The 20346-nt window shown below is 69.2% G+C and carries 19 protein-coding genes; 5 read left to right on the top strand and 14 right to left on the bottom strand.

Annotated features, from left to right (window positions below; genetic code table 11):
• Nucleotides 1-24 precede the first annotated feature (24 nt).
• Nucleotides 25-1029, top strand: coding sequence for a DUF2157 domain-containing protein (locus tag EXU32_RS04895; RefSeq protein WP_165399578.1), 1005 nt, complete (start codon nt 25-27; stop codon nt 1027-1029).
• Nucleotides 1030-1153: 124 nt separating this feature from the next.
• On the opposite strand, the gene leuA is transcribed toward EXU32_RS04895, so the two are convergent.
• From leuA to EXU32_RS04880, 3 genes are all read right to left on the bottom strand, one after another.
• Nucleotides 1154-2893, bottom strand: a complete 1740-nt coding sequence (gene leuA / locus EXU32_RS04890; protein ID WP_130628892.1) for a 2-isopropylmalate synthase — start codon at nt 2891-2893, stop codon at nt 1154-1156.
• Nucleotides 2894-3070: 177 nt separating this feature from the next.
• On the bottom strand, nt 3071-3772 hold the full coding sequence (locus EXU32_RS04885) for a response regulator (RefSeq protein ID WP_242612886.1): 702 nt from the start codon (nt 3770-3772) through the stop codon (nt 3071-3073).
• Nucleotide 3773: 1 nt separating this feature from the next.
• The gene (locus EXU32_RS04880) at nt 3774-5372 is read right to left on the bottom strand and encodes a sensor histidine kinase (RefSeq protein ID WP_207233877.1); all 1599 of its coding nucleotides are present in this window, start codon (nt 5370-5372) and stop codon (nt 3774-3776) included.
• A 104-nt stretch (nt 5373-5476) separates the two neighbouring features.
• Between EXU32_RS04880 and EXU32_RS04875 the strand changes: the two genes are divergently transcribed.
• From EXU32_RS04875 to EXU32_RS04860, 4 genes are read left to right on the top strand one after another with little or no spacing between them, the layout of a single operon-like run.
• On the top strand, nt 5477-6466 hold the full coding sequence (locus EXU32_RS04875) for a Bug family tripartite tricarboxylate transporter substrate binding protein (protein WP_130628890.1): 990 nt from the start codon (nt 5477-5479) through the stop codon (nt 6464-6466).
• Nucleotides 6463-6993, top strand: a complete 531-nt coding sequence (locus EXU32_RS04870) for a tripartite tricarboxylate transporter TctB family protein (RefSeq protein ID WP_130628889.1) — start codon at nt 6463-6465, stop codon at nt 6991-6993. Before EXU32_RS04875 ends, EXU32_RS04870 begins: the two co-directional genes overlap by 4 nt.
• Nucleotides 6993-8504 carry a tripartite tricarboxylate transporter permease gene (locus EXU32_RS04865; RefSeq protein ID WP_130628888.1) on the top strand — a complete coding sequence of 504 codons (1512 nt, stop codon included), beginning with the start codon at nt 6993-6995 and terminating at the stop codon, nt 8502-8504. Before EXU32_RS04870 ends, EXU32_RS04865 begins: the two co-directional genes overlap by 1 nt.
• Complete coding sequence (locus EXU32_RS04860) at nt 8501-8893, top strand: universal stress protein (protein WP_130628887.1); 393 nt, start codon at nt 8501-8503, stop codon at nt 8891-8893. Before EXU32_RS04865 ends, EXU32_RS04860 begins: the two co-directional genes overlap by 4 nt.
• A 235-nt stretch (nt 8894-9128) precedes the next feature.
• Here EXU32_RS04860 and EXU32_RS04855 read toward each other — a convergent pair whose 3' ends face one another.
• From EXU32_RS04855 to EXU32_RS04805, 11 genes are all read right to left on the bottom strand, one after another.
• Nucleotides 9129-9977 carry a hypothetical protein gene (locus tag EXU32_RS04855; protein WP_130628886.1) on the bottom strand — a complete coding sequence of 283 codons (849 nt, stop codon included), beginning with the start codon at nt 9975-9977 and terminating at the stop codon, nt 9129-9131.
• Nucleotides 9974-10735 (bottom strand): helix-turn-helix transcriptional regulator, encoded by a 762-nt coding sequence (locus EXU32_RS04850; protein ID WP_130628885.1) that lies wholly within the window; start codon nt 10733-10735, stop codon nt 9974-9976. Before EXU32_RS04850 ends, EXU32_RS04855 begins: the two co-directional genes overlap by 4 nt.
• 120 nt (nt 10736-10855) lie before the next feature.
• Complete coding sequence (locus EXU32_RS04845; RefSeq protein WP_130628884.1) at nt 10856-11893, bottom strand: aspartate-semialdehyde dehydrogenase; 1038 nt, start codon at nt 11891-11893, stop codon at nt 10856-10858.
• Nucleotides 11894-11963: 70 nt separating this feature from the next.
• Nucleotides 11964-13778 carry a BCCT family transporter gene (locus tag EXU32_RS04840; protein WP_431603050.1) on the bottom strand — a complete coding sequence of 605 codons (1815 nt, stop codon included), beginning with the start codon at nt 13776-13778 and terminating at the stop codon, nt 11964-11966.
• A 175-nt stretch (nt 13779-13953) separates the two neighbouring features.
• Entirely contained in the window at nt 13954-14889 is a 936-nt protein-coding gene (gene era / locus EXU32_RS04835; protein WP_130628883.1) for a GTPase Era, read from the bottom strand.
• Nucleotides 14886-16178 carry a CNNM domain-containing protein gene (locus EXU32_RS04830; RefSeq protein ID WP_165399577.1) on the bottom strand — a complete coding sequence of 431 codons (1293 nt, stop codon included), beginning with the start codon at nt 16176-16178 and terminating at the stop codon, nt 14886-14888. Before EXU32_RS04830 ends, era begins: the two co-directional genes overlap by 4 nt.
• Nucleotides 16178-16648 (bottom strand): rRNA maturation RNase YbeY, encoded by a 471-nt coding sequence (ybeY, locus tag EXU32_RS04825; RefSeq protein WP_130628881.1) that lies wholly within the window; start codon nt 16646-16648, stop codon nt 16178-16180. The genes EXU32_RS04830 and ybeY overlap by 1 nt, the downstream gene beginning before the upstream one ends.
• Nucleotides 16645-17697: a PhoH family protein gene (locus tag EXU32_RS04820; RefSeq protein WP_130628880.1), complete on the bottom strand. Its 1053-nt coding sequence runs from the start codon at nt 17695-17697 to the stop codon at nt 16645-16647. Before EXU32_RS04820 ends, ybeY begins: the two co-directional genes overlap by 4 nt.
• Before the next feature lie 54 nt (nt 17698-17751).
• A complete protein-coding gene (locus EXU32_RS04815; protein ID WP_130628879.1) occupies nt 17752-18459 on the bottom strand; it encodes a hypothetical protein in 708 nt (235 codons plus the stop codon).
• On the bottom strand, nt 18456-19283 hold the full coding sequence (locus EXU32_RS04810; protein WP_130628878.1) for a hypothetical protein: 828 nt from the start codon (nt 19281-19283) through the stop codon (nt 18456-18458). Before EXU32_RS04810 ends, EXU32_RS04815 begins: the two co-directional genes overlap by 4 nt.
• Nucleotides 19280-20317, bottom strand: coding sequence for a WXG100 family type VII secretion target (locus tag EXU32_RS04805; protein WP_130628877.1), 1038 nt, complete (start codon nt 20315-20317; stop codon nt 19280-19282). The genes EXU32_RS04810 and EXU32_RS04805 overlap by 4 nt, the downstream gene beginning before the upstream one ends.
• Nucleotides 20318-20346: the final 29 nt, after the last annotated feature.

Raw genomic sequence — 20346 nt, 5'->3', positions numbered from 1 at the left:
GCCCCATCAGGGCAGGAGGATCCCATGTCCGCTCATCCGCACTCAGACCACACGGTGACGGCCGTCGACGAGCTCGTGGCCGCAGGCATCATCGACCCGGCAGATCGTGACCGTGCGCTCACCGTCATGAGCGGCACAGATCCGGGCAGCACGGGGCGCGGCCGACTGGCCGGGGAGATCAGCGCCTATGTCGGTGGAGTGCTCGTCTTCACCGCCGCAGCCCTCTTCGTCGGCACCCAGTGGTCCCAGCTGACCTCCGGCACCCGTGCCGGCCTCGTGGCCGGTGCTGCGGCCCTCCTCGCGGCTGCGGCTGGAGCCGTCGTCGCTCTCGCCCACGGCCCCAGGCACATCCGCAGCTCCCGGGCCGACGCGCGTCGACGGCTGGCCGGCGCCTTGCTCGTCGGCGCAGGCACCTTGGCGGGGTGGGCCGCACACATCGTCGTCACCCAGGTGCTGGCTCACGAAGGCCCGGGGATCGAGGTCTTCGGCTTTGGTGTGGGCCTCGCCGTCCTCCTGCTGGGCTACCTGCTCTCCCCCACCGTCGTGGGGCTGCTCGCTGGGGCCGGGGCGTGGGTCGGCCTCGGGACCTCTCTGGCCAGCGGCCGGGAGTGGTCCTTCAGCTACGCGCTCTTCAGCGGGCTGCTGCTGGTCGCAGCACTGGCCCTCGTCGCACTCGCGGAGTCGGGTCACCTCCACACACGACAGACGGGTCGCCTCACCGCCGGAGCCCTCGCCGCGGGTGCCGCCCAAGCGGTGTACGGCGTCTGGGACAACCTCACGCCGGCCTACATCGCCCTCGGTCTGCTGGCCGCCGTCGCTCTCGCCGGTTACGCGGTGACTCGGGCCTGGCCCTACCTGGCGGTCGGGGTCACGACAGCGACGGCAGCGAGCACTCAGGCGGCCTTCGACCTCGGCGAGGGATCGCTCGGCGCGGCCGGCGCGCTCCTCGTGGCAGGCGTGGTGCTCCTGCTCACGAGTCTCCTGGGCGCCGCCATCCACCGCCGACGCGATCCCGCGCGGATCGCCTGACCCGGCAGAGCACCACCGTCAGCGCGCTCGACAAGACAAACCTCGCCTTGGCAAGAGCTTCAAACTCTTGCGAAGGCGAGGTTTATCGGGTCACCCGAGAATCCTGGGTTCCAGGTGACGCAGGTCAGACCTGCGCGGCGTCCCGCTCGGCGCGGTTGACCGCCGAGAGGATCGCCCGCAGCGAGGCCTTGACGATCGAGTCGTGCAGACCGACCCCCCACAGCACCCGCTCGCCGACGGCGCACTCGACGTACGACGCCGCACGGGCGTCGCCGCCGGCCGACAGGGCGTGCTCGGCGTAGTCGAGGACCCGCACGTCGATGCCCAGCGGGGCGAGTGCGTCGAGGAAGGCTGCGATGGGGCCGTTGCCACTGCCCGAGATCGCGATCTCCTGGCCGTTGTCGAGGATGTGCCCCTCGATCCGGTCGAGCCCGCTGTCCTCACCCGACAGCGTGGTGCGCACGGGCTGGAACCGGCCCCAGCCGTCACGGTCCTCGCTGTGCAGGTACTCGTCGTTGAAGACGTCCCACAGGGCCAGACCGCTCATCTCGCCACCGTCGGCGTCGGTCTTGCGCTGGACGACGGCCGAGAACTCCATCTGCAACCGGCGCGGCAGGTCCAGACCGTGCTCCGACTTCAGCAGGTAGGCCACACCGCCCTTGCCGGACTGGCTGTTGACACGCACGACCGCCTCGTAGGAGCGACCGATGTCGTGCGGGTCGATCGGCAGGTAGGGCACGCCCCAGTCGATGCCGTTGACGTCGGTGCCGGCGTCCTTGGCGCGGGCCTCCATGTCCTCGAAGCCCTTCTTGATCGCGTCCTGGTGCGACCCGGAGAAGGCGGTGTACACGAGGTCGCCGCCCCACGGGTGGCGCGGGTGCACGGGCAGCTGGGTGCAGTGCTCGACCGTGCGACGGATCTCGTCCATCTGGGAGAAGTCGATCTGCGGGTCGATGCCCTGGCTGAAGAGGTTCATCCCCAAGGTCACCAGGTCGACGTTGCCGGTCCGCTCCCCGTTGCCGAAGAGGCACCCCTCGATCCGGTCGGCCCCGGCGAGGTACCCGAGCTCGGCGGCAGCCACCCCTTCGCCGCGGTCATTGTGCGGGTGCAGCGAGAGCATGACCGACTCGCGGCGCTCGAGGTTGCGGCTCATCCACTCGATCGAGTCGGCGTAGACGTTGGGGCTGGCCATCTCGACCGTGGCCGGCAGGTTGATGATCATCTTGTGGTCCGGCGTCGGGTCGATGACGTCGATGACCTCGTTGCAGATGCGGGCCGCGAAGTCGAGCTCGGTGCCCGTGTAGGACTCCGGCGAGTACTCGTAGTAGACGTCCGTGTCGGGGATCGTCTCCTCGAGCTTCTTGCACAGCCGCGCACCCTGCAGGGCGATGTCGACGATGCCGTCCTGGTCGGAGTTGAAGACGACCCGGCGCTGCAGCACGGAGGTCGAGTTGTAGAAGTGGACGATCGCCTGCTTGCTGCCGGCGATGGCGTCGAAGGTGCGCTCGATGAGGTGGTCGCGGCACTGGGTCAGCACCTGGATCGTCACGTCGTCGGGGATGTGACCGCCGTCGATCAGCTCACGGCAGAAGTTGTAGTCGGTCTCGCTCGCGCTGGGGAAGCCGACCTCGATCTCCTTGTAGCCCATCTTGACCAGCAGCTGGAAGAGCATGAGCTTGCGGTCGGCGTCCATCGGGTCGATGAGGGCCTGGTTGCCGTCGCGCAGGTCGACCGCGCACCAGCGGGGCGCCTGGGTCATCACCTGGTCGGGCCAGGTGCGGTCGGGCAGCTCGACGGCGATCTGGTCCTGGAAGGGCACGTACTTGCGCACCGGCATCGTGGTCGGCAGCTGGGAGTGGATCATGCTTCGTCCTTCGTCACGTGGGGTCTTGTGCTGGTCGGCACCACGAACTCCGCGACGAGGTGGCCGTCTGTCAGGCCTCGCCGCGGCAGAGAAGGAGGAGGTCCGTCCGCATGCCCAGCACGATACCCCTCGCGTCGGCGCCGCATGACGCGGGTCACCATGCGGGACGAAGGGGGGTCACCGGGCCGGTCGGTAGCGGCGCTCGGGTCGGCCAACCCGGCCGTACTGCTGGCGTCCCTCGAGGGCACCGGTGCCGACGAAGTGCTCGAGGTAGCGCCGTGCGGTGACCCGAGAGAGTCCCACCTGCTCGGCACACTCACTCGCCGAGAGGTCCTGGGCGTCACGTGCAGCGGCGAGGACGAGCTCGGCCGTGGCGGCACTCAGGCCCTTGGGCAAGACCGGTCCGGCAGCGACCCCGCCAGCTCCCCCGGCGAAGATCGCGTCGATGTCGCTCTGGTCCGCGGCCTCGACGTCGACCTCGTCGAGCCGCTGCAGCTCGATGCGGAAGTCCTCCAGACGTGCCGCCAGGTCCTGCTGCCCGAAGGGCTTGACGAGGTAGCCGAAGGCCCCACTGCTGCGGGCCGCCCGGACCTGCTCGACCTCACGGGCCGCGGTCACCATGAGCACGCCGACCTCGGCGCCCTCGGCCCGCAGCCGGCGCAGCACCTCGATGCCGGTCATGTCGGGCAGGTGCACGTCCAGGAGCACGAGGTGCGGATCGTGCTCGCGCACGGCGTCGAGCGCAGCCTGCCCCGACGCAGCCGTGGCGACCACCCGGAAGCCGGGCACGCTCTCGACGAATCGGGTGTGCACCTTGACGACGAGGAAGTCGTCGTCCACGACGACGACGTCAACGCTCTCGCTCAGTCCTGCACCCACGTCATCCACTCTCCCACGGGCCACCGCCACCCAGCGATGCGGTGAAGACGGCGCCGTGGTCTCCCTGGGTGACTGTCACCCGGCCCCCGCCACGGGAGCAGACGGCCTGGACCAGGGCGAGCCCGATCCCCCGCCCCGCAGCACCCATGGGCTTGGTCGACCACCCTCGCTCGAAGACCCGCTCGATGTCCTCCGGCGCGATCCCGGGACCCGTGTCCGCGACCCGCACTAGCGGTCCGCCACCCGGCTCCATCGTCAGGCGCACCGATGACTCACGGCCCCCATGGGCCCGCGTGGCGTCCAGCGCGTTGTCGATGAGGTTGCCCATCACGGTGATGACATCGGCTGCGGTGGCCGGGTCCAGGCGCGGGAGGCTCGACTCCGGCTCGACGGACAGGTCGATCCCGACCTCAGAGGCCGCCGTGACCTTGGCGATGAGCAACGCCGCGACGCGCGGGTCCTCGACATGGCGGGTCACCGAGTCGCTGATCTCCGTGCGCCTGCGGTTGACATCGGCGATGAGCGCGACGACCTCGTCGTACTCCGCCAGCTGCACCAGCCCCGAGATGGTGTGCAGGCGGTTGTCGAACTCGTGGGTCTGGGCACGCAACGCGTCGGTGATGCTCGCCTGCGCCGAGACCTGGCTCTGCAGGGCGAGCAGGTCGCTGCGGTCGACCATCGTCGTCACCGTGCCGACCGCGCGGCCGTCGAAGAAGGTGCGCCGTCGGGTCAGCACGAGGGTGCGGTCCTCGACGACGATGAGCGTGGGATCGCTGTCACCGTCCTCTCCGAGGAAGGCCGCCACCCCGTGGTGCAGGTGCAGGTCCGTCACCGGCCGGCCGACGTCGCCCTCCGTCAGGCCGAGCAGCTCTTGGGCAGAGGTGTTGACGAGAGTCATCACCCCGACGCCGTTGACCCCGATGACGCCTTCGTGGATCCCGGTGAGCAGGGCCTCCTGGTGGTCGGCGAGTCGAGCGATGTCTGCCGGCTCCAGGCCACGAGTCTGTCGACGGATCAGGCGGGAGAGGCCGAAGGCACCGGTCACCCCCAGCGCCGCAGCCGCCCCGAGGAAGAGCAGCAGGTCCGGTGCCGCGTCCAGCAGCCGCTCCGACCACGACGGGTAGTCCTCGACGACCAGCGCCGTCCCGAGGACCTGCTGGTCGTCGCCGATGACCGGGGCCTGCCCGCCCACCGTGTCCTCCCCGTCGAGGCGCAGGTCCCCGGACCACGAACGCCCATCGCCCACCGGCGTGCCCAGTGTCGCGAGCGTCCCGGTCTCCGAGGCGTCCGTGGACGCCGCCACCCGCCCGTCGAGGCCAACGAGCTGGACCCGACGTGCACCGGACAGGCTCGCGGCCCGCCCGATCTGTCCCTCGAGAGCGCGACGGTTACCCCCTTCGACCAGCTCGGACCGGACCACCGGGGTCGCCGCCAGCGACTCGGCCACGGCGAGCATCCGCGTCTGGCGGGACGAGCGGAAGTCCTCGGTGGACTGCTGGACGGTGATGGCGGCGACGACGCCGAGCACGAGCAGAAGGGCCAGGAGCTGCCAGACGAGGAACTGGGCCGCGAGACTCCACCGACGCGAACGGGACCGCAAAGACCACAACCTCCTTTGTGACCGCAATGGTGACGCGGGGCACAGCGAGAGGTCACCATCGGGGCGTGCCCATCTTTCACCATCCACACGAAGGCGTGCCCGACATGTCCCCCGGTCCCCGACGCCGCACCCTCCTGATGGCCTCCCTCGGAGCCCTCGCCCTCCCTTCGCTCGCTGCGTGCGGGGTGACCCGGGGTGACGACGCGGGGTCCACCCGGCTGCGCATGATGATCCCCAACTCCCCCGGCGGCGGCTACGACCTCACCGGTCGTGCCGCCGTGCGGGTCATGGAGGACACCGGGATCACCAGCCGCTTCGAGGTCTTCAACATCATCGGCGCCGGCGGGACCGTCGCCATGGCGCGGCTGGCCAACGAGCGCGGCAACGAGGACCTCATGATGGCCATGGGGCTGGGCGTCGTCGGCGCGACCTTCACCAACAAGTCGCAGACTCGTGTCTCGGGCATGACGCCCCTCGCCCGGCTCATCCAGGAGTCGGAGGGTGTCATCGTCCCGACGGACTCGCCCCACAAGGACATCAAGAGCCTCATCGACGCGTGGAAGAAGGACCCCAAGGCCGTGAGCATCGGCGGCGGGTCCTCCCCCGGCGGCCCCGACCACCTCTTCCCCATGGAGTTCGCGAAGGCGGTCGACATCGACCCCCGCGAGGTCAACTACATCACCTACGACGGCGGCGGCGATCTCCTGCCGGCCCTGCTCGGCTCGAAGATCAAGGCCGGCATGAGCGGCCTCGGCGAGTACGCCGAGCAGATCAAGAAGGGGCAGGTCAAGGTCCTCGCGACCTCCGGCGAGGAGCGGGTGCCAGGCATCGACGCTCCCACGCTGAAGGAGTCGGACGTCGACCTGACCTTCATCAACTGGCGTGGCGTGCTGGCACCCCCCGGCATCCCGTCCGAGCGTCGCGACCAGCTCATCGGCCTGCTGCAGCAGATGCACGGCAGCCAGGCGTGGAAGGACGCGTTGAAGCTCAACAACTGGACCGATGCCTGGATGACCGGGGACGAGTTCGGCGACTTCCTCACCTCGCAGGACGAGCGCGTCGAGACCACCCTGAAGGAGCTGGGCCTGCTGTGAGCGACACCATCCAGACCACCACCCCACCGGCGGCGCCCGAGCGGCGCCGCGACCTGGCCCAGTTCCTCGTCGTGGCCTTCCTCGTCATCGTCGCGACCTTGCTCGTCGTCGACGCGGCCGGCCTGCGCAACGACTTCGCCGAGACCGACCCGGTCGGGCCGAAGTTCTTCCCCTGGTTCATCGCCGGGATGCTCTACCTCACTGCAGCCCTGCTGAGCATCGCGATCCTGCGCGGCTCCATCCCCGAGGAGGAAGGGGGCGAGGACGTCGACCTCGACCAACGAGCCGAGTGGCTCACCGTGGCCAAGCTGGTGGGCGTCTTCGTCTTCCTCATCGCCACCGTCGACCTGCTCGGCTGGGCGATCGCCGGCGCGCTCTTCTTCGCCGGCTGCTCCCTGACCCTCGGCAGCCGCACCTGGCTACGTGACCTGGCCATCGGCACCGCGCTGTCGGTCGGCAGCTTCTACGCCTTCTACGTCGGCCTCGGCGTCCCGCTCCCCGCGGGCATCCTGGACGGGATCCTCTGATGGACAACCTCAACAACCTGATGGACGGCTTCGGTGCCGCCATCACCCCCACCAACCTGCTCTTCGCCTGCGTCGGCGTCCTGCTGGGCACCGCCGTCGGCGTCCTGCCCGGCATCGGTCCGGCCATGACCGTGGCCTTGCTGCTGCCGATCACCTACAACGTCGAGCCTGCCAGTGCCTTCATCATGTTCGCCGGCATCTACTACGGCGGCATGTACGGCGGGTCGACGACCTCGATCCTGCTCAACACCCCCGGCGAGTCCTCGTCGGTCATCACGGCCATCGAGGGCAACAAGATGGCCAAGGCGGGCAGAGCCGCACAAGCGCTGGCCACGGCGGCGTTCGGCTCCTTCATCGCTGGTGCCATCGGCACGACGCTGCTCACCTTCTTCGCCCCCTGGATCGCCGTCCAGGCGGTCAAGCTGGGCGACCCGTCCTACCTCGCAATCATGGTGCTGGCGCTCGTCGCCGTCACCGCGGTCCTCGGCAGCTCCAAGCTGCGCGGCTTCATCGGACTCTTCCTCGGACTCGCGATCGGCATCGTCGGCATCGACTCCCTCACGGGTCAGAGCCGGATGATCTTCGGCATCCCGCTCCTGGGCGACGGGATCGACATCGTCGTCGTGGCTGTGGCGATCTTCGCCATCGGCGAGGCGCTGTGGGTCGCGGCCTTCCTGCGGCGTCGCCCGCAGGAGATCATCCCCGTCGGTCGCCCGTGGATGGGCAAGGACGACTTCAAGCGCTCCTGGAAGCCGTGGCTGCGCGGCACCGCCTTCGGCTTCCCCTTCGGCGCCGTCCCGGCCGGTGGCGCCGAGCTGCCGACCTTCTTGTCGTATGTCACCGAGCGCAAGCTGTCCAAGCACCCCGAGGAGTTCGGTCACGGCGCCATCGAGGGTGTCGCCGGCCCGGAGGCCGCCAACAACGCTTCTGCCGCAGGGACGCTCGTACCCATGCTGGCGCTCGGGCTCCCGACCAACGCGACGGCGGCGATCATGCTCGCGGCGATGATGGGCTACGGCATCCAGCCCGGCCCGGCGCTCTTCGAGTCGGAGAGCACGCTCGTGTGGACCCTCATCGCGAGCCTCTTCATCGGCAACTTCCTGCTGCTGGTGCTCAACCTGCCGCTGGCGCCGCTGTGGGCCAAGCTCCTGCAGACTCCGCGGCCCTACCTCTATGCGGGCATCCTCTTCTTCGCCTCGCTGGGTGCGCTCGCGGTCAATCTGCAGTGGTTCGACCTGGCGCTGCTGCTCTTCTTCGGCCTCGTCGGCCTGGGCATGCGACGCTTCGGCGTCCCCGTGCTGCCGCTCATCATCGGCGTCATCCTCGGCCCGCGCGTCGAGGAGGAGATGCGCAAGACGCTGCTCCTGTCGAGCGGCGACTGGGGCGGCCTCGTCAGCGAGCCCACCGCGATCATCGTCTACGCCATCATCGCCCTCGGCGCCATCGGCATGGCGGTCGCCGGTGCCGTCCGGGGCCGCAAGGACACCACGACCACGGAGGTATCAGCATGACGATCGTCATCGGCTTCACCCCGGAGCCCGCCAGCACCCAGGCCCTCGAGCGCGGGCTGGCCGAGGCCAGGCTGCGCGGCGAGTCGGTGCTCCTGGTCAACGCGACCAAGGGCGACGCCTTCGTCGACACCCGCTACGGCTCCAACACCGCGATCGAGGAGCTGCAGCGCCGGCTCGAGGAGTCGGGCGTCGAGCACGAGGTCTCCCAGCCGATGGGGCCGGACATCGCCGACCTGATCCTCGAGGAGGCCGAGCGGGTCAAGGCCTCGCTCATCGTCATCGGGCTGCGCCACCGCACCCCCGTCGGCAAGCTGTTGCTCGGGTCGACGGCCCAGCGGATCCTGCTCGACGCCGGGTGCCCGGTGCTGGCGGTCAAGCCGCCCCGCTGACGCAGATGGTTGTGTGTTGAACCGGTAGCCCCACGTGCCGGCGTGGCCCAGACAGGGCTGCCGGCAGCCAGGGCTACCGGTTCAACACACAACCATCAGGACGTTGACGGCATGTGAAACACCGGGCCGCCCGCTGCGAAGGGGGTCGCTCACCATGACGGTGAGCGACCCCCTTCGACGTGGGCTGAGGACGACGAGCGGCGCTCACCGGTTCGGCCTCGGTGAGCGCCTACAGTCACGTCCTCAACGCTGCATGCCACCGGCCGAAGACGCTGTCGATGGCAGCGGGGTCGACGAAGGTGTCGAACGTCGACTTGGCTCGCTCGACGCTCACCGGATCACGCAACACGGCAGCGGTCCACGCGACGCTCTGCCGAACGTCGGCACCAATCTCTGGATGGTCCACGAAATGCTCGATCACGGGGACCGTCTCACCAGGATCTGCTGACGCCATCAGCCGCCACAGGTCACCGAGGTCCTTGTCGCGGACTGCTCCCTTGCGTGGCTCGCGGAGCCGCTCGCCGATCTTCGACCCCTTGGCCAGAATGAGCGCCGGGATGTCTGCCACGTGGATCTCAGCCGAGAGCCCCGGGTCCGCAAGGTCGGCGATCGTCATGGTGGATCGGTTGAATGCGCAGAGCTCTAGACCGAGAACATTGCCGACCGCCAGCTTGCCGTGCGCTGGTTGCAGGACCGGAACGCCACGCCTGGTGCGACTGGTCGTGCCGGAGAGACCGTGCGGAGCGAGCAGATCGATCTTTTCGCGGAAGGACTGGCTGCCGTCGAACTCCTCATAGGGCTCCCGTCCCCACAGACCAGGACGCGCCGTCGATCGATGCTCATACCCGGCGTCGGTCAGCAACGCCTCGATGCTGGGAAGGTCGCCGACCAGACCGGGAGTCACCCCCAGATCGCCATCACCCGTCGGCATCCGCGGCACATCAAGGTCCATCGTCCGCAGCAGGACCGCATGCGCACCGACGAGCGTCAACGACTCGGCGTGCACGGCAAGGACGTTGACCACATTGAGGATCGCGCGTCGACTCCACTCGATCTCGCCGCGGGGCGCCTTGGCCGTGGTCATGCCAACCGTCGTCCCAACAGGATGTCGGCTTGCTCAGCCATCCGGTCGATGCCGCCGTAGGCGTCGATGATGACCTGATCACGAGACGCCACGGTGATGCCGTCGATGCGTGTCCGGCCGAGCTCACTGATCCCGTCGAAGGGGATCAGCGTGACTCGCAGCCCGAAGGTGCCGGGCCCCTTGCGGACGAGCCCTGCCGCGCTGGCCGCCCGGGCGACGTCCTCCACGTAGAGCACGGGCCACGTCTCTCCTGCGCTGGAGCGGTAGAGGTTTGCACCAGCATCACCCGTCAGTGCGTAATCGACCCCCGACACCTTGAGCGCACCGGCGATGTCGACTGCACTCGGGCCCGCCGCAAAGTCGACAGAACCGGGGCGACGCGTGAGTCGAGCGACTCGTCCAGCACGAAAGAGCAGGTCCGCCTCTCGTCCCGGCACGACTCGCCCGGCAGCATCAAGCAGGCCGATCCGCGACCACCGCTGCCGCCACAGGTCGACGCCCCGCGACTCGGCGACGGCCAGCTCCGGGTCAAACGCCCACCGCGCAGCTGCCAGCGCGTCCACGTCAGCCGCGCCGATGAAGCCGATCGGCTCTCCAAGGACAGCCAGGATCTCCTGCGCCAAGTCGAAGGACGGACTGACCTGACCGGCCTCGATCCGGGTGACTGTTGTGGGAGCGACGTCCACCAGCGCTGCGAGCTGACGAGCGCTCAGCTCGTTGGCTCGGCGCAGGGTCGCAATGCGCTCCGCAAGGTTCATGAAATTCAGTGTAGACGAGCGTTGCACATATGCAACACTCGTCTGGCAGTTCAGCCACGCAGCGAAGGGGGTCGCTCACCATCACGGTGAGCGACCCCCTTCGACGTGGGTGGGTGCTGCTCAGCCCTGACGGGCCGCGATCGCCTCGGCGATCTGCACGGCGTTGAGCGCCGCGCCCTTGCGCAGGTTGTCACCGACGACGAAGAGCGTCAGGCCCTTGCCGTCGACGACGGACTGGTCGGCGCGGATGCGACCGACGAAGACGTCGTCCTTGCCCGCGGCCTCGAGCGGGTTGGGCACGTCGGTGACGACGACGCCGTCCGCGGCCTCGAGGATCTCCTTGGCCCGCTCCGGGGTGATCGCACGGTCGAACTCGGCGTGGATCGCCAGCGCGTGACCGGTGAAGACCGGCACGCGCACACAGGTGCCGGAGACCCGCAGGTCGGGCAGGTGCAGGATCTTGCGCGACTCGTTGCGCAGCTTTTGCTCCTCGTCGGTCTCGAGGGTGCCGTCGTCCTGGACGGACCCGGCGACCGGCACGACGTTGAAGCCGACCGGCACCTCGTAGACCTGGGGCGCGGGGAGGGTCAGCGCGGACCCGTCGCGGGCGAGGTCCTTGGGGTCGCCCGAGGCATAGCCGGCGCGCAGCTGGCTGTCGAGCTCGGTCAGGCCGACGCCACCAGAGCCGGAGACGGCCTGGTAGGTCGAGACGCGAAGGGCGACCAGGCCCGCCTCGTCGTGCAGCGGCTTGAGCACCGGCATCGCGGCCATGGTCGTGCAGTTGGGGTTGGCGATGATGCCCTTGGGCAGGTCGGCGATGTCGCCGGGGTTGACCTCGGAGACGACGAGCGGGACCTCGTCGTCCTTGCGCCAGGCGCTCGAGTTGTCGACGACGGTGGCGCCCGCAGCGGCGACCTTGGGCGCCCACTCCTTGCTGGTGGTCCCCCCGTTGGAGAAGAGTGCGATGTCCAGACCCGAGAAGTCGGCGGTCGCGGTGTCCTCGACCGTCACCTCCTCGTCCTTCCACGGCAGGGTCGACCCGGCGGACCGCGCAGAGGCGAAGTAGCGGATCGAGGTGACGGGGAAGTCCCGCTCCTCGAGCAGCGCTCGCATGACCTGTCCGACCTGGCCGGTGGCTCCAAAGACTCCGATGTGCATGCCCCAAGGATAGGCGTCGGGGCCTGAACACCCACATCGGTGCTCAGGCCCCGGACACGGAGCGGCTGGATCAGGCCCGCGTGCCAGCCTCCGGGCCGTCCTGCGAGGACGACTCCGAGGAGACTCCCTCGGTGGTCAGCGGCGCGACCTTGTCGCGGTCGATGCCCTCACCGGGAGCGGCGTGGTCGACCGACAGGACGAAGTCGTCACCGTGCTCGGTGACGCCGGCGACGACGGCCTGCGAGAGCGCCGCACGGGCGTACGCACCGCGCACCGCCATCGGGTCGGTCTTGAGGTCCTTCATCAGCGAGACCGCCATACCGATCATGATCAGCACGAAGGGCAGTGCCGCGACGATGGTCACCTGCTGCAGACCTGTCAGCGAGTCCTCGCCGCCGATGATGAGCATGATCGCCGCGGCGGCGCCGGTGGCGACACCCCAGAAGATCACCGTGACCTTGTTGGGCTCGAGCGTGCCGCGCTCGCTGAGCGAGCCCATGACGATCGAGGCCGCGTCCGCGCCCGAGACGAAGAAGATCGCGACGAGCACCATGACGAGCACCGAGGTCACGGCGGCCCACGGCATCGAGTCGAGCAGCGCGAAGAGCGTGCTCTCCTCGCCGCCCTCGAACTTGTCGAGGGGCACGCCCATCTCCTGCGCCTTGATGGCGGCACCACCGAAGATCGCGAACCAGATCAGGCTGACGGTGCTCGGCACGAGGAGCACGCCGGTGACGAACTCGCGGATGGTGCGACCACGCGAGATGCGGGCGATGAACATGCCGACGAAGGGGGTCCAGCTGACCCACCAGGCCCAGTAGAAGATCGTCCAGCCCGAGAGCCAGTCCTTCATGCCCGGCTCACCCTGGGCGTTGGTCCGCGCGGAGTACTCCATGAGGTGCTGCATGTAGGTGCCCAGCGAGGTCGGGACCAGGTTGAGGATGAAGATCGTCGGGCCGGCCACGAAGACGAAGGCGGCCAGGACGAAGGCCAGCACCATGTTGGTGTTGGACAGCCACTGGATGCCCTTCTCCACACCGGAGACGGCGGAGAAGATGAAGCAGATCGTCAGCACGACGATGATGAGGACGAGCACGGTGTTGGTCACGTCGTTGGCCCAGCCGACGATCTTGACGCCGGAGGCGATCTGCAGCGCGCCCAGGCCCAGCGAGGTCGCCGAGCCGAAGAGCGTGGCGAAGATCGCGAAGATGTCGATGACCTTGCCGGCCGGCCCCTCGACCTGACGCTTGCCGAGCAGCGGCTCGAAGACCGCGCTGATCGTCAGGCCACGGCCCTTGCGGAAGACGCCGTAACCGATCGCCAGACCGGCGACGGTGTAGATGGCCCACGGGTGCAACGTCCAGTGGAAGAGGGTCGTGGCCATGGCCGTCCGGGTGGCTTGATCGTTGCCGACCTCGCCGGTGCCGGGTGGCGGCGTGAGGAAGTGCGCGAGCGGCTCCGCCGCCCCCCAGAACATCAGGCCGATCCCCATGCCGGCGGAGAACATCATCGCGATCCACGAGATCGTCTTGAACTCGGGCTGCTCGCCGTCAGCGCCGAGCGGGATGTTGCCGTACTTGCTGGCGGCCAGCCAGATGACGAAGAAGACGAAGCCGGTCGAGGCCAGCGCGAAGAGCCAGCCGGTGTTGGTCACGACCCAGTCGAGGCCGCTGGCCGAGGCGCTGGCCAGCGATGCGGTGCTCAGCACGCCCCACAGGACGAAGGCGATGGCGAGCACGGCGGTCACGCCGAAGACGATGTAGTCGATGCCGAGCTTGTCGCTCTTGTCGACGATCCGCGGCTCGAGGGCCGGGTGGTCGACGCGTCGGGTGTCGCGTGGCGGTGCGTGCGGTCCAGAGGTCGGTGGTTGCGTAGGTTCAGTCACGTCGGGTCACGCCCGGGCGCAAGGAGCTCGTCCGGGCCGCTCCTCCCAAGTTTGAGTCGTTGCGAGTATCAGTCGTCGTTTGTCAGTAGTGGCGGTAGTGGCAGCATGCTGCCCAACCAGCCACTCTGAACCACCCAGCGGGCCTGACCCAAATGCCCGTAACCGACTCGTGACCTCAGAAGCCCAGTCGCTGCAGCTGCTTGGGGTCCCGCTGCCAGTCCTTGGCGACCTTGACGTGCAGGTCGAGGAAGACCTTGCTACCCAGCAGCTTTTCGATGCCGACCCGGGCCGTCGTCCCCACCTCACGCAGGCGTGAGCCGCCCCGACCGATGATGATCGCCTTCTGGCTGTCGCGCTCGACGAAGACGTTGACCCGCACGTCGAGCATCGGGTCGTCGTCCGGTCGGCCCTCGCGCGGCACGATCTCCTCGACGACCACGGCCAGGCTGTGCGGGAGCTCGTCGCGCACACCCTCGAGGGCCGCCTCGCGCACGAGCTCGGCGATCATCTTGTCGTCGTCCTCGTCGCTGAGCTGACCCTCGGGGTACAGCGCCGCCGGCGAGGTGGGCAGGTGCTCGACGAGCACCCCGAAGAGCTCCTCGACCTGGTCGCCGCGCACGGCGGAGCACGGGATGATCGCGGCCCAGTCACCCAGCTGGTCGATGGCGATGAGGTGCTCGGCCAGCCGCTCGCGGTCGACCTTGTCGCTCTTGGTGGCGATGGCCACCACCGGTACGCGCTTGGCCCGCTGCAGCTCGGCCAGGTCCCGGGCGATGTAGGTGTCACCGGGCCCGACCTTCTGGTCGGCGGGCAGGCAGAAGCCGATGACGTCGACCTCGAGCAGGGTCTCGCGGACCAGGTCGTTGAGACGCTCACCGAGCAGGGTGCGCGGTCGGTGCAGACCCGGGGTGTCGACGAGGATCAGCTGCTGGTGGTCCCGGGTGACGATGCCGCGGATGGTGTGCCGCGTCGTCTGCGGCTTGCTCGAGGTGATGGCCACCTTGTCGCCGACGAGGGCATTGGTCAGGGTCGACTTGCCCGCGTTGGGGCGTCCGACCAGGCAGGCAAATCCTGCGTGCCACTGGGTCGCGTCCGGCTGGTCCACGGTCATGCCCCGATCTCCTCGTGCTCGCGCCCGTCCTGCGTCGACTCCGTGGAGACCTGCTCGACGATGACGGTGGCGATGCGGTGTTGTCGTCCGGACATCTTCTCAGCAGTGAGGGACAGGCCACCCACCATGCACCGGGCGCCGACGATCGGCACGCGACCGGTGACCTTGCCGATCAGGCCCCCGACCGTGTCGACCTCCTCGTCGTCGAGCTCCACGCCGTAGAGCTCGCCGAGGTCGTCGATGTGCATCCCGGCCGGGACCCGGAAGCGGCCGCTGCCAAGGTCCTGCACCCCGGGCCCCTCACGGTCGTACTCGTCGGTGATCTCACCGACGATCTCCTCGAGGATGTCCTCGATCGTCACCAGCCCCGCGGTACCGCCGTACTCGTCGACGACGATCGCGGCGTGCGTCTGGTCGCGCTGCATCTCGCGCAGCAGCGCATCGACCGGCTTGCTCTCGGGGACGAAGGGGGCCGGCCGCATCATGGTCGAGACCGGCAGGTCGCGAGCATCGTCGTCGGCGATGAGCCGCCGCACGACGTCCTTGAGGTAGAGCAGGCCGACGATGTCGTCGCTGGACTCACCGACGACCGGGACCCGGGAGAACCCGGAGCGGATGAAGAGGTTGAGCCCCTTGCGGGCCGGCTTGTCGGACTCGATGGTGATCATGTCGGTGCGCGGGACCATCACCTCGCTGGCCATCGTGTCCCCAAGCTCGAAGACGGAGTGCAGCATGTCGCGCTCCTCGTCCTCGATGATCGAGGACTCCCCCGCCAGGTCGAGCAGGTCGCGCAGCTCCGCCTCGGAGCGGAAGGGCCCGTCGCGGTACCCGCCACCGGGTGTCACGGCATTGCCGAAGGAGACGAGCAGTCGCGCGACGGGTCCGAGCACGCGCCGCAACCCGATGACGACGGGAGCCCCTGCCAGGGCGATCCGCGTGCTGTGCTGCTGCCCGAGGGTCCGGGGCGAGACGCCGACGAGGACGAAGGTGACGACGACCATGATCGCTGCCGAGACGATCAGCGCCAGCCAGGTGCGCTCGACCTCCTCGACGACGACGAGGGTGATGAGTACCGCGGCGCTCGCCTCGGCGATGGCCCGCAGGAAGGCGAGGACGGAGATCGGCCCGGCGCTGTCGGCGAGGATCTTGCGGAGGGCGGGTGCCCCCCTTCGCCCCTCGCTGTCGGCCTGCTCCGCCGCGACGCGGGAGGTGGACCCGATCGCTGCGTCCACGAGGGTGAGGACGAAGGCGACGACGATCGAGACGACCGCGCCGATGATCAGGGTCATCACCCGGAGGTCTCCCTCCCACGGCCGGCCAGGAAGGTCAGGAGGAGCTGGCGCTGCAGCTCGAACATCTCCTTCTCCTCGTCGGGCTCGGCGTGGTCGTAGCCGAGGAGGTGCAGGATCCCGTGGGTCGTCAGCAGCAGCATCTCCTCGATGGCGGCATGGCCGGCGGTGACGGCCTGCTGCTCGGCGATCGAGGGGCAGACGACGATGTCGCCGAGGACACCCTCGAGGGAGGTCTCGCCCTCGCGCCCCGGTCGCAGCTCGTCCATGGGGAAGCTCATGACATCGGTGGGTCCGGCCAGGTCCATCCACTGCTCGTGCAGGACGGTCATCGTCGGTTCGTCGACGAAGCGGATGCACAGCTCGGCCTGCGGGTGCACCCGCATCTCGTCGAGGACGTAGCGGCTGAGCTCGACGAACTCGACCTCCGCGACCTCGTGGTCGGTCTCGTTGAGCACGTCGATGCTCATCGGCGCTCCCCCTTGGTCGCGTCGTAGCGGTCGTAGGCGCCGACGATCTGCTGCACCAGGCGGTGTCGCACGACGTCGGAGGCCTCGAGGTGGGCGAAGTGCACGTCGTCGACGTCGGCGAGGATGCGCTGGACGACCTTCAGCCCCGACTCCGTGCCCGAGGGCAGGTCGACCTGGCTGGTGTCACCGGTGACGACCATCTTGGAGCCGAAGCCGAGGCGGGTGAGGAACATCTTCATCTGCTCGGGCGAGGTGTTCTGCGCCTCGTCGAGGATGATGAAGGAGTCGTTGAGCGTCCGGCCGCGCATGAAGGCCAGCGGCGCGACCTCGATCGTGCCGGCCGCCATGAGCCGCGGGATCGTCTCGGGGTCGATCATGTCGTGCAGCGCGTCGTAGAGCGGACGCAGGTACGGGTCGATCTTGTCGCCCAGGGTGCCGGGCAGGAAGCCCAGCTTTTCCCCCGCCTCGACGGCCGGGCGGGTGAGGATGATCCGGTTGACCTGCTTGGCCTGCAGCGCGGCGACCGCCTTGGCCATCGCCAGGTAGGTCTTGCCGGTACCGGCCGGGCCGATGCCGAAGATCACCGTGTTGTCGCCGATCGCGTCGACGTAGTGCTTCTGCCCGAGCGTCTTGGGGCGGATGGTGCGCCCCCGGTTGGACACGATGTTCATCGTCAGCACGTCGGCGGGCCGCTCGCGGGTCTGGCCGCGCAGCATGGTGATCGAGCGCTCGACGGCGTCCTTGTTGAGCGGCTGGCCGGCCTCGACGATCTCCGTCAGCTCATCGAGGAGACGGTCGATCACCTCGAGGTCGTTGCTCGGGCCGTTGAGCCGGAACTCGTTGCCCCGCACGAGGATCTCGGTCTTGGGGAAGGCGCGCTCCATCGTGCGCAGCAGCTCGTCGGTCGCTCCGAGGAGACCGACCATGGGCACGTTGTCCGGCATGACGATGGTCTGCTGGACGCTGGCCGAGGCACCCGGGGGGGCGGCACGCGGGTCGTCGGGGATGGCGTCGAGGGCGCGCAGGTCTGGTTGGTCTGATCGAGGCATCGTGGCGCCAGTCTATGCGTGCGGCAGGCCGATGACCGGGTCGGTGACCATCTCTCAGTCCGCGAGGGGCGGGTCCAGCGCGCGACGCTGGACGAGCAGGTCCTGCGGGGGGTGCGACGAGGCAGGGGTGAAGGTGCGCTCCTGCGCGCGCTGGGTCATGCCCTGCGCCGGGAACCCTGCATGCACCATCGCCGACTCGACGGCCGTGAGGACCTCGATGGGGTCCCCGGACAGCCCCCACTCACAGAAGGGGCTCGGCACGCTCGAGGGCGGCAGGTGTGGGCTGCTCGCCCCGGGGTCGGGGTTGAGGGCGTTGACCACGGCCACCGGTCCCTGGCTCTGCAGGATGCGGGTGCCACCCGAGTGGAAGTGGCGACCCAGGTTGCGCACCCGGGTCGAGATGGCGACCCTGCCCGGGTCGATGGTGGCGAAGGGGATGACCCGTCGCCTCGGACCGAGGAGCAGCGCGCGCTCGGCAACACGGGTCTTCTGCGAGCGCGCCCACAGCCAGGCCAGCAGCGCTGTGCCCCCGAAGATCGCGAGAATGATCGCTGCCGAGACCGGGAAGAACTTGGGGTTGAGCGGGTACGCGCCCACGAGCAGCATCAGTCCGATGACGAGCCACGGGAGCGTGAGGTACCAGGGCGGGTTGGGCGTGAAGGTCGCAACGACCCGGCCGGCGTCCTGCTGGCTCCAGCGGGCCAGCTGCGCCAGCTCGGCGTGGATGCGACCCGACCCGTCGTCCCGCACGAGCCCACTCACCAGCGGCTCCGCCAGGCGCGGAAGTCCTCGGCCAGGTCACCGGCCGAGATCCCGCTGTAGCGCACACGGGCGCCGTCTCGCCCACCGACGAAGACCGAGCCGTCGTTGCGCACGTGCGTCATGAGGATGTCCCCCTCGGTCCCCGACCCCTCGGGGTGCAGGCGCACGAAGGTCGTCATCGCCGTGGTCTGCTCGAGGAAGGGCAGCTTCGTCGGGTCGGTGACCTCGTCGAGCGCGACCGCGGCACGCACGTCATCGGCTGCAGGGGCGTCGGGCCGCACGCCCGCCCAAGCGAGGGTGGTCTCCGCCTCGTCCGTCTCAGGCTTGAGCAGGGCGAAGGAGTGGTAGCCCTGCCGGGTGACCAGCTCGCGCAGCCAGACGTCGCCAGCACGACGGTGGATGAGCCAGGCGATGTCGTCCTGCATGACTCGGGTCGCGTTGAGCGTCATGGTGCCGGTCCTCTTCAGCCGCAGCACCGCGAGCACCTCCGGCGACACGAGCGGCACGGCGTCGGCCTCCTCGTCCTCACGCGTGAGCAGGAACCGGTCGTTGGCGGTCTGCGTGCGCAGGGCTGCGGTCTGGGCCAGCTCCTGCTGCTCCACCGTCAGCCCCGAGTACCACTCACCGAAGGGGGTGGCGTCCTCGGGGTCGTCGCTCAAGGCCACGAGCTCCTCGTCGGTCAGGGTCACGAGCTGGAGGAAGGGCTCCTGGGTCGCCTCGAGCTCGGCGAGCACTCGGTCCACCGCCTCGCGGGCCGTCGGCGAGTCCGCCAGGCTGGGCTCGTGCGGGGTGTCCCGCTCCGCTGCAGTCGTCTCCACGCTCATCCGAACACGCTCCCGAGTCCCTTGCCGATGCCCTTGATGACGCTACCTGCCGTGTCCTTGACGGACGATGCCGCGTCCGTGACCCCGTTGTAGACGTCCGAGGCGCGGTCGCCCACCCATGAGCCGACGGTCTTCATGCCGTTCCAGATGGCCTCGCGGTTCTGCCAGATCTCGATGCCAGCCCAGACGGCGCCGCCCACGACCGCGGCACCGAGGATGAAGGGAGCCGCTGCCGTGCCCGCCAGGGCGGCGCCGCCGAAGGCGAGGGCCGTGACGGCAGCACCGGAGACGACCCCGGCCCCGCCCTTGACGGCCGTGAGCCAGTCACCGTTCTTGATGCCCTCGTAGATGTCGATCCCGCCGAAGACCACGCCGAGTGGGCCGGCCACCTTGCCCATGAGGGCACCGGCACCACGCACGAGACCGCCGAAGGAGCCGAGCTTGTGAGTCCAGCCCGCGAGCCCGGCTGCCTTCGCCTCGGCGAGCGTCATCGGCCCGATGCGGCCGAGCGCCCTGACCGCCTCACTCTTGCCGAGGTACTTGGACAGGAACTTCAGGTCCTGCAGGAAGTTGCCCTTGCCCCCGAGGAAGCGGGCCAGGCCCCACAGCCCCGTGGCGGCACCGAAGCCCTTCTTCAACGCGTTCAGCGCGTCCTTGAGGTCACCCCCGAGCAGGTTCTTGATCCGGTCGATGAAGCTCGGGCCCTCGACCGGACCGCGCTGTCCGCCGGGGCCACCAGGTCCGTCGGGGCCCCGACCGTCACCAGCGGACCCCTTCTCCTGGTCGTCAGCGTTGCGCGTCATCGTCGTGCTGTACTCCCGCAGGTTCTCGGAGAGCTGGTGGATCGAGGGCTCCAGTCCGTCCCAGCGACCCGTGAAGGTCTCGAGATCGGGTCCCTCCCAAGCGGCGCTCAGGGTGGCCAGCTGCCCCCTCCCCTGCTTCGCCACCGCCTCGACGTCGTCGCCCAGGCAAGCCACCTGGGCCGCGATGGAGCGCACGCGAGCGACGTCCATCCCCTCCTGCATTTCCCCCACGGGAACTCCTTCAGGTCGTCGCGTTGGCC

Source organism: Janibacter limosus, from assembly GCF_004295485.1.
GTDB lineage: Bacteria > Actinomycetota > Actinomycetes > Actinomycetales > Dermatophilaceae > Janibacter > Janibacter limosus_A.
Note: the sequence above shows the minus strand (reverse complement) of the source record. Positions and strands in the feature narration are given on the sequence as shown.